Origin of the sequence: Pseudomonas sp. B8(2017) (genome assembly GCF_002113575.1) — a bacterium.
Taxonomy (GTDB): domain Bacteria; phylum Pseudomonadota; class Gammaproteobacteria; order Pseudomonadales; family Pseudomonadaceae; genus Aquipseudomonas; species Aquipseudomonas putida_Z.
Genome location: NZ_NEIO01000005.1, coordinates 107,787 through 123,045, shown reverse-complemented (window position 1 = coordinate 123,045; position 15,259 = coordinate 107,787). Strand labels below are relative to the sequence as shown.

Genomic DNA, 15,259 nt, shown 5'->3' with positions numbered 1-15,259 from the left:
TACCTCACTTGGCCAACATTTCGAAGTGGATGCTGAACATGATCCACAGCGACAGGCCGACAAGCAGAGCGATCACCAGAGTGGTGAACAGGAACGTCGAAACGTTGTTGCGTTGCTCTTTCGAGCGGTCCATGTGCAGGAAGTACACGAGGTGCACTACTACCTGGATCACGGCCATGGCAACAATGATCAGAACGGTCAGGTTCTTCGGCAGGCTTGGCGACATGGCCAGGCCGAACGGGATCGCAGTCAGGATGATCGACAGGATGAAGCCGATCATGTACGACTTGACGCTGCCGTGATTACCTTCGTGATGAGTGTCGTGTGCGTTAGCCATTACAGAACTCCCAGCAGGTAGACGACGGTGAATACGCAGATCCAGACCACGTCCAGGAAGTGCCAGAACAGGCTCAGGCAGCTCATGCGGGTCTTGGCGGTCGGCGTGATGCCGTGCTTGTTGATCTGGTACATCATGATTGCCATCCAGATCAGGCCGGCGGTCACGTGCAGACCGTGGGTACCTACCAGGGCGAAGAAGCCCGACAGGAAGCCACTGCGCTGCGGGCCGAAGCCCTCGGCGATCAGGTGATGGAATTCGTAGATTTCCATCGCGATGAAGCCTGCACCGAACAGGAAGGTCACAGCCAACCAGCCCAGTACGCCAGCTTTCTTGCCATCGAACATCTTCAGCATGGCGAAGCCGAAGGTGATCGAGGACAGCAGCAGGAACAGCGTTTCAACAGCTACGAAATCGAGCTGGAAGATGTCATGACCCGACGGGCCGCCGGCAAAACTGCCGGACAGCACCGCGTAGGTGGCGAAGAGCGACGCAAACAGGATGCAGTCGGTCATCAGGTACAGCCAGAAACCGAGTACGGTCATCTGGCCCGAGTCGTGGTGGTGGTCGTCATGCCCATGGTCGTGACCATGAGCAGCACCGTGCATTACTTGACTGGACATTGATTACACCCGCTCAAACGATTCGACACGTGCGCCGGCAGGCAGAGCACCTGCTTTGGCCAGCGCTTTCATGCGCTCGCCTTCGATGCGCGCCACTTCTTCGGCCGGAACCATGTAGCCCTGGTCGTCACGCGCAGCGTGGCGAACGAAGACAGCGATGGTTGCAACCAGGCTCGCGCCAACCAGCCACCAGATGTGCCAGATGAAGGCGAAGCCGAAGACGGTCAGGAACAGGCCCATGAACAAACCGGTGGCGGTGTTGCTCGGCATGTGGATCGCTTCGTACTTGGCCGCAGGCTTGTAGGCGACACCGGCTTCCTTGGCTTCGTGCCAGGCGTCCAGGCCAACCTTCTCAGGCATGTGGGCGAAGTTGTAGAACGGAGGTGGCGACGAAGTCGACCATTCCAGGGTACGGCCGCCCCATGGGTCGCCGGTCACGTCCAGGTTCTGGTTGCGGTCGCGAACCGATACGTACAACTGGATCAGCTGGCAGGCGATACCGAACAGGATCAGCACGGCGCCGACAACGGCTACGTACAGGTAGGGTTCCCACAGTGGGTTGTCGGAGTGGTTCAGACGACGGGTCATGCCCATGAAGCCCAGGGCGTACAGCGGCATGAACGCTACGTAGAAGCCCGAGATCCAGAACCAGAAGGCAGCCTTGCCCCACTTCTCGTTCAGGGTGAAACCGAAGGCTTTCGGGAACCAGTAGGCGAAGCCGGCGATGTAGCCGAATACCGCACCACCGATGATCACGTTGTGGAAGTGAGCAATTACGAACAGGCTGTTGTGCAGCACGAAGTCAGCACCTGGAACAGCCAGCAGAACGCCAGTCATGCCACCGATGGAGAAGGTGATCATGAAGCCCAGGGTCCACATGATCGGCGCGGTGAAGCGCAGACGGCCCTGGTAGATGGTGAACAGCCAGTTGAACAGCTTCACACCGGTCGGAATGGAGATCAGCATCGTCGCCAGGCCGAAGAAGGTGTTGACGCTGGCGCCGGCACCCATGGTGAAGAAGTGGTGCAGCCATACGGCGAAGCCCAGCACGGCTATGGCGCCCGATGCGTAGATCATCGAGTGGTGGCCGAACAGACGCTTGCCGGAGAAGGTGGAGGTAACTTCCGAGAACACACCGAAGGCCGGCAGGATCAGGATGTAGACCTCAGGGTGACCCCACGCCCAGAACAGGTTGACGTACATCATCGGGTTCCCACCAAGCTCGTTGGTGAAGATGTGGAAGTCCAGATAACGGTCAACAGTCAGCAGAGCGAGTGCAGCGGTCAGGATCGGGAAGGAAGCCACGATCAGCACGTTGGCCCAGGTGCAGGTCCAGGTGAAGATCGGCATGTCCATCAGCTTCATGCCAGGTGCGCGCATCTTCATCACGGTGACGAGGAAGTTCACGCCGGTAAGCGTCGTACCCAGGCCTGAGAGCTGTAGCGCCCAGATGTAGTAGTCGACACCCACCCCAGGGCTGTACTGAATGCCCGCGAGCGGCGGATAGGCAACCCAGCCGGTCTTGGCGAATTCACCAACGCCCAGCGAGATGTTGACCAGCAGCACGCCTGCCAGCAGCAGGTAGAAGCTCAGGGAGTTCAGGAACGGGAAGGCAACGTCACGTGCACCGATCTGCAGAGGAACCGCCAGGTTCATCAGGCCGGTGAAGAACGGCATCGCCATGAAGATGATCATGATCACACCGTGAGCGGTGAAGATCTGGTCATAGTGTTCAGGCGGCAGGTAGCCTTCGGAGCCACCGGTAGCGGCAGCCAGCTGGGTACGCATCATGATGGCGTCGGCAAAGCCGCGCAGCAGCATGACCATCGCGACGATGATGTACATCACCCCGATTTTCTTGTGGTCGACAGTCGTCAACCACTCGCTCCACAAGTAGGTCCACTTGCGGAAATAGGTGATAGCACCGACGACAGCGATACCACCGAGCGCGATCATGGCAAGCGTCACCATGACTATCGGCTCGTGATAGGGTATCGCCTCCAGGCTTAGTTTACCGAACATCTCTTACTCCTCTGCACCGGCAGCTGGTTGCATACTCGATTCCACACCCTTGGTAGTGGCCAGATCTTTGCTGCCTGCTTCTTCGTGGCTCGGACGACCGCGGTTCATGCCTTCGTACTTGTCGACGATCAGCTGGAACTGGTCAGGCGAAGCCTCGCTATACAGCGCGACTGGGTTGTTTTCGCTTGGTTTGGCCAAGGCGTCGTATTCAGCCTTGTCCAGCTTCTTCGGCGACTGCTTGACCTCGGCGACCCACTTGTCGAAGTCTTCCTGAGAGGTGGCAGTAGCCTTGAATTTCATGCCGGTGAAGCCAGCACCGCTGTAGTTGGCGCTGATACCGTCGAACTCGCCGTTTTCGTTGGCGATCAGGTGCAGCTTGGTGGTCATGCCGGCCATGGCGTAGATCTGGCCGCCCAGGCCCGGGATGAAGAACGAGTTCATCACGGCGTCGGAAGTGACGCGGAAGTTGACCGGAGTGTTAGCCGGGAAGACGATCTTGTTGACCGTGGCAATGCCCTGCTCCGGGTAGATGAACAGCCACTTCCAGTCCAGCGCGACCACGTCGATCTGCACCGGCTTCACATCGGAATCCAGCGGACGGTACGGGTCCAGCTTGTGGGTGGAGTGGTAGGTGACGTAGCCCAGGGCGATGATGATCAGGATCGGGATGATCCACACCGCGGCTTCGATCTTGGTCGAGTGCGACCAGTCAGGGGTGTAGGTGGCAGCCTTGTTGGAAGCACGGTACTTCCAGGCGAAAACCACGGTCATGATAATGACAGGAATCACCACCAGCAGCATCAGGCCGGTAGCGATCAGGATCAGGTTCTTTTGCTCAATGCCGACCTGACCTTTCGGGTCGAGCAGGGTCCAGTTGCACCCACTGAGTAAAAGCATGCCTAAAAAGGGCAATATGCCAAACAGTCTGGGGTAACGCTTTTTACTCATCTCACGACCTCTAGATCAGCTTGCTTCAATGCAATTTGTGTTTTGGTAGCCAACACTTCGTCCTGCCAAGTGCGGCATTTCGCGCCCGTACTCGCTCCTGCCCGGGGTCCGACTGCAGGACCTTGGCGTCAAGCGGGTTAGCGGTGCTTATGGTTTCGTAGGCAACAGGCCTGTACTTCAGACCAAGTCCATTTGGTGCGGGAAAACGCGGAGGGGGGTCCGCCCGGTATCGCCGTTGGGCGAAACTTGACGAAGTCAGCAAAAAGGAGCGCTGGGGCTTCCTTCAATCCTGCGACTTGCAAGCAGTGCCGAACGGAAATTGGGGGCGATTGTAGATAGGTCGCCAACCCTTGACTATGACTTATTGAGCAACAGTCCTTTACAGAATCTGCAACAATACTGCTCAAAAATTCAACTTCGCGACAGTTTGTCGCACCCCGCTTGATAGGCCCCAAAGCCGCATTCTGCAAGGCCTCTGGGTTGATCTGGATCAAGCGGTGAGCGAATTTTCCCTCTTCTCATGCGGCGTAAAAGACCCCATGCCGTTCGGGACTTTTGTCTAAGCCTGGCGTCGGTTGCGATAGATCCCGAGCGGAACCAGGACGGCCGTCAGGACGAACGCCACCAGCGCCCATTGCGCCAGCGACAGACCGAGGATCGGCGGGTACGGCGTGCTGCAGAAGCCGTCGACCTGGAACACCAGCGGCCAGAGCTTGGCCAGCGGCAGGTCGTCCACGATCGGCTGCAGGGTGTCGATGCCGCAACTGACCATGGGGTTGGCGAGTATATACACATGGTTGCCGGCCGCAACGATTCCGCCAATGGCGCTGAGTACCACCAGTGCCTCGAAGAAGGTCAGGCTGCGGCGCCCGGGCATCGCTGCGGCGATGAAGGCGAACACGGCGATGAACAACAGCGCATAACGTTGCAGGATGCACAGCGGGCATGGTGCCTCGCCCAGGACTATCTGCATGTAGAGGGCGCCACCGATCAGCGAAAGGCAGATCAGGCCCAACAGTACCAGAAAGCGCCGTTCCCGATTCAGGCGCGATGTTTGTTCGTTCATTGCCGGTTCCTTCGATGGATAGTGGCAGCGTGATCCGCCTGCCTGGCGCAAGTCTACACGCTGGGCAGGGCCTTTGAGCGTGCCGAGGAAGCGGCTTGATAGCGCTGCGCAGGGCTATCCGGTGTGGCTGAGACCGGCCGCAACGACGTCGGTTCAACGCCGGGCGGCAAAAAAGCGGCTGCCCGGGTGCCGCGCAGGGGCAAGCCCCTCGACACCCGGGAGTGAAGGATACCGTGATTAAAGGAGGATTAAAGATGAAAGCTGCACAGCCGCTTTCATCTCTCCTTTATATATAGGCAGGAAGGTGAAGTGCGGCCCAGCCGCTGGCAGCCAGCCCCCAGGCGGCGAATGCGATCGACCGTTTCGTTCTCGATTACCCACGGGCGGGAGCAGTGCTGCAAGGGAGCTGGCTTGCCAGCGGCTGGGATGAATACGCTGTAAGCCTGTACCGGCCTCTTCGCGGGTAAACCCGCTTCCACAGGGATCGCGCAGATTTCAAAGCCTACGCGATCCCTGTGGGAGCGGGTTTACCCGCGAAGAGGCCAGTACAGGCGCTACATCACTCCAGCGCAGCCGCCGGCCCGAAGAACTCGTAGCGGCTCTGCTGCTCTGGCACACCCAGGCCTTTCAGCTGGCGCTTGACCGCCGCCATGAAGCCCTTGGGCCCGAGGAAGTAGGCATCCACGTCTCGCTCTTGCGGCAGCCACTCGGCCAGCAGGTCCTCGCTCAGCAGACCTACCGCATCAGCCGCGGCACCACCCTGCGGTTCTGCATAGCAGTAGAAGCGCTTGAGCTGCGGGTGACGCTCGGCCAGCTCGTCGATCCAGTCGCGGAAGGCATGCACGGCGCCGTTACGGGCGCAGTGAATGAAATGCACCTCACGCTGGGTTTGCAGTGCCGCCTGCAGCATTGGCAGGGTCGGGGTAATACCCACGCCACCGCTGATCAGCACCAGCGGCTTGTCGCTCGCTGCCAGGGTGAAATCGCCAGCCGGCGGGAACAGCTGCAGGGTATCGCCCACCGCCAGCACATCGTGCAGGTAGTTGGAAACCTTGCCACCTGCCTCGCGCTTGACGCTGATGCGGTATTCCTTGCCGTCGCACAGTGCCGACAGGGAGTAGTTGCGGCGCTGCTCGGCGCCGTCGATGTCCAGCTTCAGGCCGATGTACTGGCCAGGCTCGGCCTTGAGCACCGGCTTGCCATCCACAGGGGCAAAGTAGAACGAAACGATTTCGCTGCTTTCCTGTTCACGGCGCACCAGGCGGAATTCGCGGGTACCGCGCCAGCCGCCTTCGGCTTCTTCCTTCTGTTTATAGAGGTTCTCTTCCGCACCGATCAGGATGTCGGCCAGCTGGCCATAGGCCGCGCCCCAGGCGTCGATCACGGCGGGGGTGGCGATTTCCTTGCCCAGCACTTCTTCGATGGCGCGCAGCAGACAGCTGCCGACAATCGGGTAGTGCTCCGGCAGAATCTGCAAGGCAACGTGCTTGTTGATGATCTGGCCGACCAGGCCGCCAAGCTGCTCCAGCTGGTCGATGTGGCGGGCATACATCAGCACGCCGTTGGCCAGGGCGCGCGGTTGGTCACCGCTGGCCTGGTGGGCCTGGTTGAACAGCGGGCGCACTTGCGGGTACTCGCTGAGCATCATCTTGTAGAAGTGGGTGGTCAGCGCTTCGCCGCCGCTTTCCAGCAGGGGGACAGTGGCCTTGATGATTGCACGTTGTTCGGCATTGAGCATTGCAACAACTCCTGAGCCTGTGGCTTCAAATGACTGCCCGAGCTATTACATCAATCATGCCAACTTTTATCTCCAGCAAAATCAGGGGTTTGACGCAGGTCATGTCAAAACGACCCACCTCGACGTATAGTCATATCGACCCACAGGAGTCCATATGACCACGAAGCCCCTGCTCACCACCTTGCTGCCCTTGGTCAGCGACCTTTCCCGCGACCTGCCCGACCAGGAACGCTATCGCCGCCTGCTGCAGGCCATGCGTGGGTTGCTGCCCTGCGATGCCGCCGCGTTGCTGCGCCTGGACGGCGAGTGGCTGGTGCCGCTGGCAGTGGACGGCCTGAGCCCCGATACCCTGGGCCGACGCTTCCGGGTCAGCGAGCACCCTCGCTTCCAGATCCTGCTCAGCAGCGCGGAACCCACCCGCTTCGCCAGCGACTCCGAGCTGCCCGACCCTTACGACGGCCTGGTAAACGCCCCCGATGCCAACCTGGAAGTACATGACTGCATGGGCTGCCCGTTGATGGTCGACGAGCGCCCTTGGGGCCTGGTTACCCTCGATGCCCTCACCCCCGGGCAGTTCCAGAGCCTGGAGCTGGGCGCCCTGCAGGCCTTCGCCAGCCTGGCCGCCGCCACGGTCACCGTGGCCGAGCGCATCGAGCACCTGGCCCTGCGCGCGGAAGACGAACACCACCGCGCGGAGATCTACCGCCAGGCCAGCGGCCAGGACAAAGAGCTGATTGGCCAGAGCCCCGCGCACAAGCGCCTGGTGGAGGAAATCCGCCTGGTCGGTGGCAGCGACCTGACCGTGCTGATCACCGGTGAGACCGGCGTCGGCAAGGAGCTGGTGGCCCAGGCCCTGCACCAGGCCAGCAACCGCGCCGACAAACCGCTGGTCAGCCTCAACTGTGCCGCCCTGCCCGACACTCTGGTGGAAAGCGAACTGTTCGGCCATGTACGCGGTGCCTTCACCGGCGCCCATGGCGAGCGCCGCGGCAAGTTCGAGCTCGCCAATGGCGGCACACTGTTCCTCGACGAAGTCGGTGAGCTGCCACTGACGGTGCAAGCCAAGCTGTTGCGCGTGCTGCAGAGCGGCCAGTTGCAGCGCCTGGGCTCGGATCGCGAACACCGGGTGGATGTGCGCCTGATCGCAGCCACCAACCGCGACCTGGCAGCAGAAGTGCGCACTGGCAACTTCCGCGCCGACTTCTACCACCGCCTCAGCGTATACCCGCTGCATGTGCCGCCGTTGCGCGAACGAGGGCGTGATGTGCTGCTACTGGCCGGCTACTTCCTCGAACAGAACCGTTCGCGCCTGGGCCTGAACAGCCTGCGCCTGAGCAGCGAGGCCCAGGCCGCGCTGCTGGCCTACGACTGGCCAGGCAACGTGCGTGAACTGGAACATCTGATCGGCCGCTCGGCGCTCAAGGCGCTGGGCCAGCATTCCGACAGGCCACGCATCCTCACCCTGGAAGCCATCGACCTGGACCTGCGCGCAACGGCAACGCCCGGCACCCCGCCCTCCCCTGCTGTGCCCTTGCCGGCGGCACCGCTACCCGAGGGGGGCCTGCGCGAAGCCGTCGACGACTACCAGCGCCAGGTGATCGAGGCCTGCCTGCAGCGGCACGAAGAAAACTGGGCAGCGGCTGCCCGGGAACTCGGCCTGGACCGCGCCAACCTTAGCCGCCTGGCCCGTAGGCTGGGGCTGCGCTGATTGACACCAGCGCGGTACCTGTGGGAGCGGCTTTAGCCGCGAAGAATCCAACGCGGTGCACGGCACCGGCTGCGCCGGTGTTCGCGGCTAAAGCCGCTCCCACAGGGTCCAGAGCATTCCTTGGCTCGGTGCAAAATGACTAAAGCCAAGCCCGAACAGGCCGATAACCGGTTATCCCCTGTTCCCCACGAAGGTCACCATGGCCACGCAAAATGCCCGCGCGGATTCGCTGTCCCTGCTGCTGTTCACCCTGCGCAGCGGCAAGTTGATGGCAATCAACCTGCTCAAGGTCAGCGAGATAATTCCCTGCCCGCCGCTGACCAAGCTGCCCGAATCGCACCCCCACGTGAAAGGCGTGGCGACCCTGCGCGGTAATCCGCTGTCGGTCATCGACCTGTCCCGCGCCATCGGCGAACGGCCGCTGGCCGACCCGGACGGCGGCTGCCTGATCGTCACCGAGATCAGCCGCTCGCGCCAGGGTCTGCATGTGCAGGCGGTCAGCCGCATCGTGCATTGCCTGAGCACCGACATCAAACCACCACCCTACGGCTCGGGCAGCCGCTCGTTCATCACCGGCGTGACCCGGGTCGACAACACCCTGGTGCAGGTGCTGGACATCGAAAAAGTCATCCACGCCATCGCCCCGCCGGTGCCCGAGCAGCCTCACGGCAACTTGAGCGAGGAAGATGCCAGCCTGCTGGCCGCCGCCAACATCCTGGTGGTGGACGACAGCCAGGTGGCCCTGCAGCAGTCGGTGCACACCCTGCGCAACCTCGGCATCGAATGCCATACCGCGCGCAGCGCCAAGGACGCCATCAACGTGCTGCTTGAACTGCAAGGCACCGCGCAGGAAATCAACGTGATCGTCTCCGACATCGAAATGAGCGAAATGGACGGCTACGCCTTCACTCGCACCCTGCGCGAAACCCCCGATTTCCAGCACCTGTACATATTGCTGCACACCTCGCTGGACAGCGCCATGAGCAGCGAAAAGGCGACCCAGGCCGGGGCCAATGCCATCCTCACCAAGTTCTCCTCGCCGGAGCTGACCGATTGTCTGGTGGTGGCGGCGCGCGCCGTGGTGTTCGCCGAGCGCTGATATATTCGGAGACAAACTCCCCGGCTTGCCGCCGGGGTCGAGTCGGGCATAATTCGCGCCCCTCGCAAGTAACTTGCCGGAATCGCGTATGAAGTTTCTCAGCTCTATCCTGATCAGTTGCGCCCTCTTCAGCGGTATCGCCCAGGCCTCCAGCAGCCAGGCCTGGAACGAGCAGCGCCAGCAGATGCTCAAGGCCTGCCTGGCCGCCAGCCAGTTCAAGGATGCCCACGCCCGCAGCAAGCCCGCCGAGTTCGATGACCAGGTCGGCATGAGCGCGCTGCTGATCGAAGGCGTCTACCCCCAGAAGCACATGCAGCAGCGCACCGGCACCGAACTTTGCCTGTACGACCGCCAGCACCAGCGCGCCTTCGTCAGCGAGTGGAGCCCGGAAGCCAAGTGACCGACAGCCTGCGTTTCGCCTGTACCGGCTGCGGCAAGTGCTGTACCGGCCACCACGTGCCCTTGACCCTGGCCGAAGCGCGCCGCTGGGCGGACAACGGCGGCCAGGTGGTGGTGCTGATCGAAGCCTTCGTGGCAGACGGCCCTGGCATGCCGGTAGAACAGCGTGATCATGTGCTGCGTCGTTCCCATCCCGTGCCCTGCGGCGACGGCGAGGCGCGCGTTTCGGTGACCTTCGCCGCCTTCAACCCCGGGCGCTGCCGCAACCTCGACGACAACGACCTGTGCACCATCTATGACCAGCGGCCGCTGGTCTGTCGCATCTACCCGGTGGAAATAAACCCGCATATCCCGCTGCGGCCAGGCAGCAAGGACTGCCCGCCGGAAGCCTGGCAACAGGGGCCGGAGCTGATTCACGGCAAGCAACTGGTCGATGCCGGGCTGGAGGCGCTGGTGCAGGCCTCGCGCCAGGCCGACCGCGATGACATCGCCGCCAAGGTGGCGGTGTGCCAGGCGCTGGGCATGACCACCAGTGCGCTCAAGGGCAACGGGTTTACTGCCTACTTACCTGACATGGGCGCATTCAGCGCGGCCCTGGCCCAGGTACCGGAGGCTGGCCGGGCACAGTGGGCCTTGCATGTGGAGGACGCGACGCTGGTGGCGATCTTGCAGGAACATGGTTTGCGCACCACCAACGAGCCCCCGGTGTATTACGCCTTCATCGGTTTCTAGGTAAGCAGTACCGACCCTATCGCCGGCAAGCCCCACAGGGATAGCACATGGCTTCAGGTCGACGCGGTCAGGGTGGGAGCGGCCTTGTGTCGCGATGGGCTGCGAAGCAGCCCCGGGATTTTGGCCATGGTGCTGATATTGCTGGGGCTGCTCTGCAGCCCTTTCGCGACGCAAGGCCGCTCCCACAAAAGAAATCCGCGCATGACCAAAGGGCGCAAAACTGACAGCGCTGTCAGCCAGCGGTCACGCTGCCGACCCGGTTCGGGGGCTATAAGCTTGAATACAGACAACCATTCCCCTCCCCTCTGGCCAAGGTGCCCGCACCGATGCGACGTCCGTCCCGCCCTGTCATCCTCGCCGCCCTGGCACTCCTGGTCCTGGCGGTAGCGGGTATCTGGTTCGGCCAGCGCCAGCCAGCACCTGCCACCCGCGCGCAAACCGCCATCCCGGTGCGCGTGGTCAGTGTCGTCCAGCAGAACGTGCCGCGCTATGCCAGCGCCATCGGCTCGGTGCTGTCGCTGCACAGCGTCGAGGTGCGCCCGCAAGTGGAGGGGGTACTGACCCAGGTGCTGGTCAAGGAAGGCCAGTGGGTGAAGGAAGGCGACCTGCTGGCCACCCTCGACGACCGCGCCATCCGCGCCAACCTCGACCAGGCCCGTGCCGAACTTGGCCAGAGCCAGGCGCAGATCCAGGTAGCCAACGTCGACCTGCAGCGCTACCGCCTGCTGAGTACCGACAACGGCGTTTCGAAGCAGACCCTCGACCAGCAGCAGGCCCTGGTCAACCGCCTGCAAGCCACGGTCAAGGGCAACCAGGCGGCCATCGCCAATGCCGAGGTGCAGCTGTCGTACACGCAGATCCGCTCGCCAGTGACCGGCCGGGTGGGTATTCGCAACGTCGACCCCGGCAACCTGGTGCGCACCAGCGATACCCGCAGCCTGTTCAGCGTCACCCAGATCGACCCGATCGCCGTCGAATTCGCCCTGCCGCAGCAAATGCTGCCGACCCTGCAAAGCCTGCTGAAGGCGCCCACCCCGGCACTGGTGCAGGCCTACATGGATGCCGACGGCGAACGCAGCCTGCTCGGTGAAGGCCACCTGGCACTGATCGACAACCAGATCTCCGCCACCACCGGCACCGTGCGGGTAAAAGCTGAGTTCGACAACAAGGACGGCCGCCTGTGGCCGGGCCAGCTGGTCACCATCCGCCTGCGCACCGCCGTGGAAGAAAACGCCCTGGTGGTACCGCCGCCTGTGGTACAGCGCGGCGTCGACGGGCACTTTGTCTACCGCCTGGACGGTGACAAGGTCACCAGTGTGCCGGTCAAGGTGCTGTACCAGGACAGCGGGCTGAACATCATTGCCGGGGTCAAGCCGGGCGAGCGCCTGGTGCTCGATGGCCAGTCGCGGCTCAAGCCCGGTTCGCGGGTCGAGGTGGCCCCCGACGCCCCCGCGCCGTCGGAAATGGCCGACCGCCGGAGCCAGCCATGAACACGCGCAACGGTGTTTCGGCCTGGTGCATCGACCACCCCATCGCCACCCTGCTGCTGACCTTCGCCCTGGTGCTGCTGGGGGCCATCGCCTTCCCGCGCCTGCCGGTGGCACCACTGCCGGAAGCCGACTTCCCGACCATCCAGGTCACCGCCCAGCTGCCCGGCGCCAGCCCGGAAACCATGGCCTCGTCGGTGGCCACGCCGCTGGAAGTGCAGTTCAGCGCCATTCCCGGCATGACCCAGATGACCAGCAGCAGCGCACTGGGCTCGACCAACCTGATCCTGCAGTTCACGCTCGACAAGAACATCGACACCGCCGCCCAGGAAGTGCAGGCAGCCATCAACACCGCCACCGCGCGCTTGCCGCAAGACCTGCCCAACCCGCCGACCTGGCGCAAGGTCAACCCGGCCGACAGCCCGGTGCTGGTGCTGACGGTCAGCTCCAGCCAGATGCCTGGCAACGACCTCAGCGACTACGCCGAAACCCTGCTCGCGCGCCAGCTGAGCCAGATCGACGGGGTCGGCCTGATCAACATCACCGGGCAACTGCGCCCGGCGATCCGCGTGCAGGCGCAACCCGAGAAACTGGCCGCCATAGGCCTGACCCTGGCCGACCTGCGCCAGGCCATCCAGCAGACCAGCCTGAACCTGGCCAAGGGTGCGCTGTACGGCGAACACAGCGTGTCGACCATCGCCGCCAACGACCAGTTGTTCCACCCCGACGACTACGCCCAGCTGATCGTCTCCTACCGTGACGGTGCACCGGTGCACCTGAAGGACGTGGCCAAGGTGATCAATGGCGCCGAGAACGCCTATGTCAAAGCCTGGTCCGGCGACCAGCCCGGGCTGAACCTGGTGATTTTCCGCCAGCCTGGCGCCAACATCGTCGATACCGTGGACCGGGTACTGGCTGCCCTGCCCAAGCTGCAGGAGATGCTGCCAGCCTCGGTCGAAGTGTCGGTGCTGCAGGACCGCACCCAGACCATCCGTGCCTCGCTGCATGAAGTGGAGCTGACCCTGATGATCGCCGTGGCCCTGGTGATCGGGGTGATGGCGCTGTTCCTGCGCCAGTGGTCGGCGACCATGGTGGTGTCCAGCGTGCTCGGCGTATCGCTGATCGCCAGTTGCGCGCTGATGTACATCTTCGGCTTCAGCCTGAACAACCTGACCCTGGTGGCCATCGTCATCTCGGTGGGCTTCGTGGTCGACGATGCCATCGTCGTGGTGGAGAACATCCATCGCCACCTGGAGGCCGGCGACGACAGCCGCACGGCGGCGCTCAAGGGCGCCGGGGAAATCGGCTTCACCGTGGTGTCGATCAGTTTCTCGCTGATCGCCGCGTTCATCCCGCTGCTGTTCATGGGCGGCGTGGTCGGCCGGCTGTTCAAGGAGTTCGCCCTTACCGCCACCGCCACCATCCTGATTTCGGTGGTGGTTTCACTGACCCTGGCGCCAACCCTGTGCGCACTGTTCATGCGCCGCCCGCCCGGAGAGCACAAGGGCGGCTTCGGCGAGCGGCTGGTCAGGTGGTACGAAAAGGGCCTGGACCGCGCCCTCGCCCACCAGCGCCTGACCCTCGGCATGTTCGGCCTGACCCTGGCCCTGGCGGTAGCCGGTTACGTGGGTATCCCAAAGGGCTTTTTCCCGCTGCAGGACACCGGCTTCATCCTCGGCACCAGCGAGGCGGCGGCGGATGTGTCGTACCCGTCGATGATCGAGAAGCACCAGGCGCTGGCCAAAATCATCGAGGCCGACCCGGCGGTGCGCGCGTTCTCCCACTCGGTGGGCGTCACCGGCAGCAACCAGACCATCGCCAACGGCCGCTTCTGGATCGCCCTCAAGCCGCGTGGCGAACGCGATGTATCGGCCAGCGAACTGATCGACCGGCTGCGGCCCAAGCTGGCCCAGGTACCAGGCATCGTCCTGTACATGCGTGCCGGCCAGGACATCAACCTGAGCTCCGGCCCGTCGCGCACCCAGTACCAGTACGTGCTCAAGAGCAACGACGGCACGGCGCTGAACCTGTGGACCCAGCGCCTGACCGAGCGCCTGCGGGAAATCCCGGCGTTCCGTGACCTGTCCAACGACCTGCAACTGGGCGCCAGCGTCACCCGCATCGATATCGACCGCCAGGCCGCGGCACGTTTCGGCCTGACCACCACCGACGTCGACCAGGCGTTGTACGACGCCTTCGGCCAGCGGCAGATCAGTGAATTCCAGACCGAGACCAACCAGTACAAGGTGATCCTCGAACTGGATGCCCGCCAGCGCGGCAAGGCCGAAAGCCTCAACTACTTCTACCTGCGCTCGCCGCTGACCAACGAGATGGTGCCGCTGTCGGCAGTAGCCCATGTGGCACCGCCCAGCACCGGGCCGCTGTCGATCAGCCACGATGGCCTGTTCCCGGCAGCCAACCTGTCGTTCAACCTGGCCCCGGGCGTGGCCCTGGGCGATGCGGTGACCATCCTCGAGCGCACCCAGCGCGAGCTGGGCATGCCCGACTCCATCAGCGGCAACTTCCAGGGCGCGGCCCAGGCCTTCCAGAGTTCGCTGTCGAGCCAGCCGTGGCTGATCCTGGCTGCGCTGGTGGCGGTGTACATCATCCTCGGCGTGCTGTACGAAAGCTTCGTCCACCCGCTGACCATCATCTCCACCCTGCCCTCGGCCGGCCTCGGCGCACTGATCCTGCTGTGGGCCATGGGCCAGGACTTCAGCATCATGGGGTTGATCGGTGTGGTGCTGCTGATCGGTATCGTCAAGAAAAACGGCATCCTGCTGATCGACTTCGCCCTCGAAGCCCAACGCCGCCAGGGCCTGACCCCGGAGCAGGCGATCCACCAGGCCTGCCTGACGCGCTTCCGGCCGATCATCATGACCACCCTGGCCGCCTTGCTCGGCGCGGTGCCGCTGATGTTCGGCTTCGGCACCGGTTCCGAACTGCGCCAGCCACTGGGCATCGCCGTGGTTGGCGGCCTGCTGGTGAGCCAGGCGCTGACGCTGTTCACCACCCCGGTCATATACTTGGCCCTGGAGCGCCTGTTCCACCGCCGCCAGGCCGCCCGTGCGGCGGCGCCCAGTGCCAGTTAGGACAAGAC

12 protein-coding genes are annotated in these 15,259 nt (G+C 63.3%); 6 read left to right on the top strand and 6 right to left on the bottom strand.

The genetic code is table 11. The features are described 5' to 3' along the window. Positions 1–4: 4 nt before the first annotated feature. The 6 genes from cyoD to hmpA all read right to left on the bottom strand — a co-directional run bounded on the left by cyoD (position 5) and on the right by hmpA (position 6,734). Positions 5–337, bottom strand: a complete 333-nt coding sequence (cyoD, locus tag CAG22_RS10205) for a cytochrome o ubiquinol oxidase subunit IV (RefSeq protein ID WP_003259128.1) — start codon at positions 335–337, stop codon at positions 5–7. Continuing rightward, entirely contained in the window at positions 337–960 is a 624-nt protein-coding gene (gene cyoC, locus CAG22_RS10200; RefSeq protein WP_025337745.1) for a cytochrome o ubiquinol oxidase subunit III, read from the bottom strand. Before cyoC ends, cyoD begins: the two co-directional genes overlap by 1 nt. Before the next feature lie 3 nt (positions 961–963). Further along, positions 964–2,982: a cytochrome o ubiquinol oxidase subunit I gene (gene cyoB, locus CAG22_RS10195; protein ID WP_025337744.1), complete on the bottom strand. Its 2,019-nt coding sequence runs from the start codon at positions 2,980–2,982 to the stop codon at positions 964–966. 3 nt (positions 2,983–2,985) lie between these two features. Continuing rightward, a complete protein-coding gene (gene cyoA / locus CAG22_RS10190; protein ID WP_085587412.1) occupies positions 2,986–3,930 on the bottom strand; it encodes a ubiquinol oxidase subunit II in 945 nt (314 codons plus the stop codon). Positions 3,931–4,489: 559 nt separating this feature from the next. Further along, positions 4,490–4,996, bottom strand: a complete 507-nt coding sequence (locus tag CAG22_RS10180) for a disulfide bond formation protein B (protein ID WP_025337743.1) — start codon at positions 4,994–4,996, stop codon at positions 4,490–4,492. Between the two features lie 559 nt (positions 4,997–5,555). Further along, positions 5,556–6,734, bottom strand: coding sequence for an NO-inducible flavohemoprotein (gene hmpA / locus CAG22_RS10175; RefSeq protein WP_075043809.1), 1,179 nt, complete (start codon positions 6,732–6,734; stop codon positions 5,556–5,558). 154 nt (positions 6,735–6,888) lie between these two features. On the opposite strand from hmpA, the gene norR reads away from it, so the two are divergent. The 6 genes from norR to CAG22_RS10145 all read left to right on the top strand — a co-directional run bounded on the left by norR (position 6,889) and on the right by CAG22_RS10145 (position 15,251). Further along, a complete protein-coding gene (norR, locus tag CAG22_RS10170) occupies positions 6,889–8,442 on the top strand; it encodes a nitric oxide reductase transcriptional regulator NorR (RefSeq protein WP_025337741.1) in 1,554 nt (517 codons plus the stop codon). Positions 8,443–8,641: 199 nt separating this feature from the next. After that, on the top strand, positions 8,642–9,541 hold the full coding sequence (locus CAG22_RS10165) for a chemotaxis protein (RefSeq protein WP_085587408.1): 900 nt from the start codon (positions 8,642–8,644) through the stop codon (positions 9,539–9,541). 88 nt (positions 9,542–9,629) lie between these two features. Beyond that, positions 9,630–9,941 (top strand): hypothetical protein, encoded by a 312-nt coding sequence (locus CAG22_RS10160; RefSeq protein ID WP_025337739.1) that lies wholly within the window; start codon positions 9,630–9,632, stop codon positions 9,939–9,941. Next, positions 9,938–10,672 (top strand): YkgJ family cysteine cluster protein, encoded by a 735-nt coding sequence (locus tag CAG22_RS10155; protein ID WP_085587406.1) that lies wholly within the window; start codon positions 9,938–9,940, stop codon positions 10,670–10,672. The genes CAG22_RS10160 and CAG22_RS10155 overlap by 4 nt, the downstream gene beginning before the upstream one ends. Before the next feature lie 326 nt (positions 10,673–10,998). After that, positions 10,999–12,162 (top strand): efflux RND transporter periplasmic adaptor subunit, encoded by a 1,164-nt coding sequence (locus tag CAG22_RS10150; RefSeq protein WP_085705424.1) that lies wholly within the window; start codon positions 10,999–11,001, stop codon positions 12,160–12,162. Further along, entirely contained in the window at positions 12,159–15,251 is a 3,093-nt protein-coding gene (locus tag CAG22_RS10145) for a multidrug efflux RND transporter permease subunit (RefSeq protein ID WP_085705423.1), read from the top strand. The genes CAG22_RS10150 and CAG22_RS10145 overlap by 4 nt, the downstream gene beginning before the upstream one ends. Positions 15,252–15,259 lie beyond the last annotated feature (8 nt).

What these genes read in the sequence shown, in the direction of transcription:
- cyoC (WP_025337745.1), bottom strand. Translation starts at nt 960, where the DNA reads ATGTCCAGTCAAGTAATGCACGGTGCTGCTCATGGTCACGACCATGGG.
- cyoB (WP_025337744.1), bottom strand. Translation starts at nt 2,982, where the DNA reads ATGTTCGGTAAACTAAGCCTGGAGGCGATACCCTATCACGAGCCGATA.
- CAG22_RS10180 (WP_025337743.1), bottom strand. Translation starts at nt 4,996, where the DNA reads ATGAACGAACAAACATCGCGCCTGAATCGGGAACGGCGCTTTCTGGTA.
- CAG22_RS10150 (WP_085705424.1), top strand. Translation starts at nt 10,999, where the DNA reads ATGCGACGTCCGTCCCGCCCTGTCATCCTCGCCGCCCTGGCACTCCTG.
- CAG22_RS10160 (WP_025337739.1), top strand. Translation starts at nt 9,630, where the DNA reads ATGAAGTTTCTCAGCTCTATCCTGATCAGTTGCGCCCTCTTCAGCGGT.
- cyoD (WP_003259128.1), bottom strand. Translation starts at nt 337, where the DNA reads ATGGCTAACGCACACGACACTCATCACGAAGGTAATCACGGCAGCGTC.
- hmpA (WP_075043809.1), bottom strand. Translation starts at nt 6,734, where the DNA reads ATGCTCAATGCCGAACAACGTGCAATCATCAAGGCCACTGTCCCCCTG.
- cyoA (WP_085587412.1), bottom strand. Translation starts at nt 3,930, where the DNA reads ATGAGTAAAAAGCGTTACCCCAGACTGTTTGGCATATTGCCCTTTTTA.
- norR (WP_025337741.1), top strand. Translation starts at nt 6,889, where the DNA reads ATGACCACGAAGCCCCTGCTCACCACCTTGCTGCCCTTGGTCAGCGAC.
- CAG22_RS10165 (WP_085587408.1), top strand. Translation starts at nt 8,642, where the DNA reads ATGGCCACGCAAAATGCCCGCGCGGATTCGCTGTCCCTGCTGCTGTTC.
- CAG22_RS10145 (WP_085705423.1), top strand. Translation starts at nt 12,159, where the DNA reads ATGAACACGCGCAACGGTGTTTCGGCCTGGTGCATCGACCACCCCATC.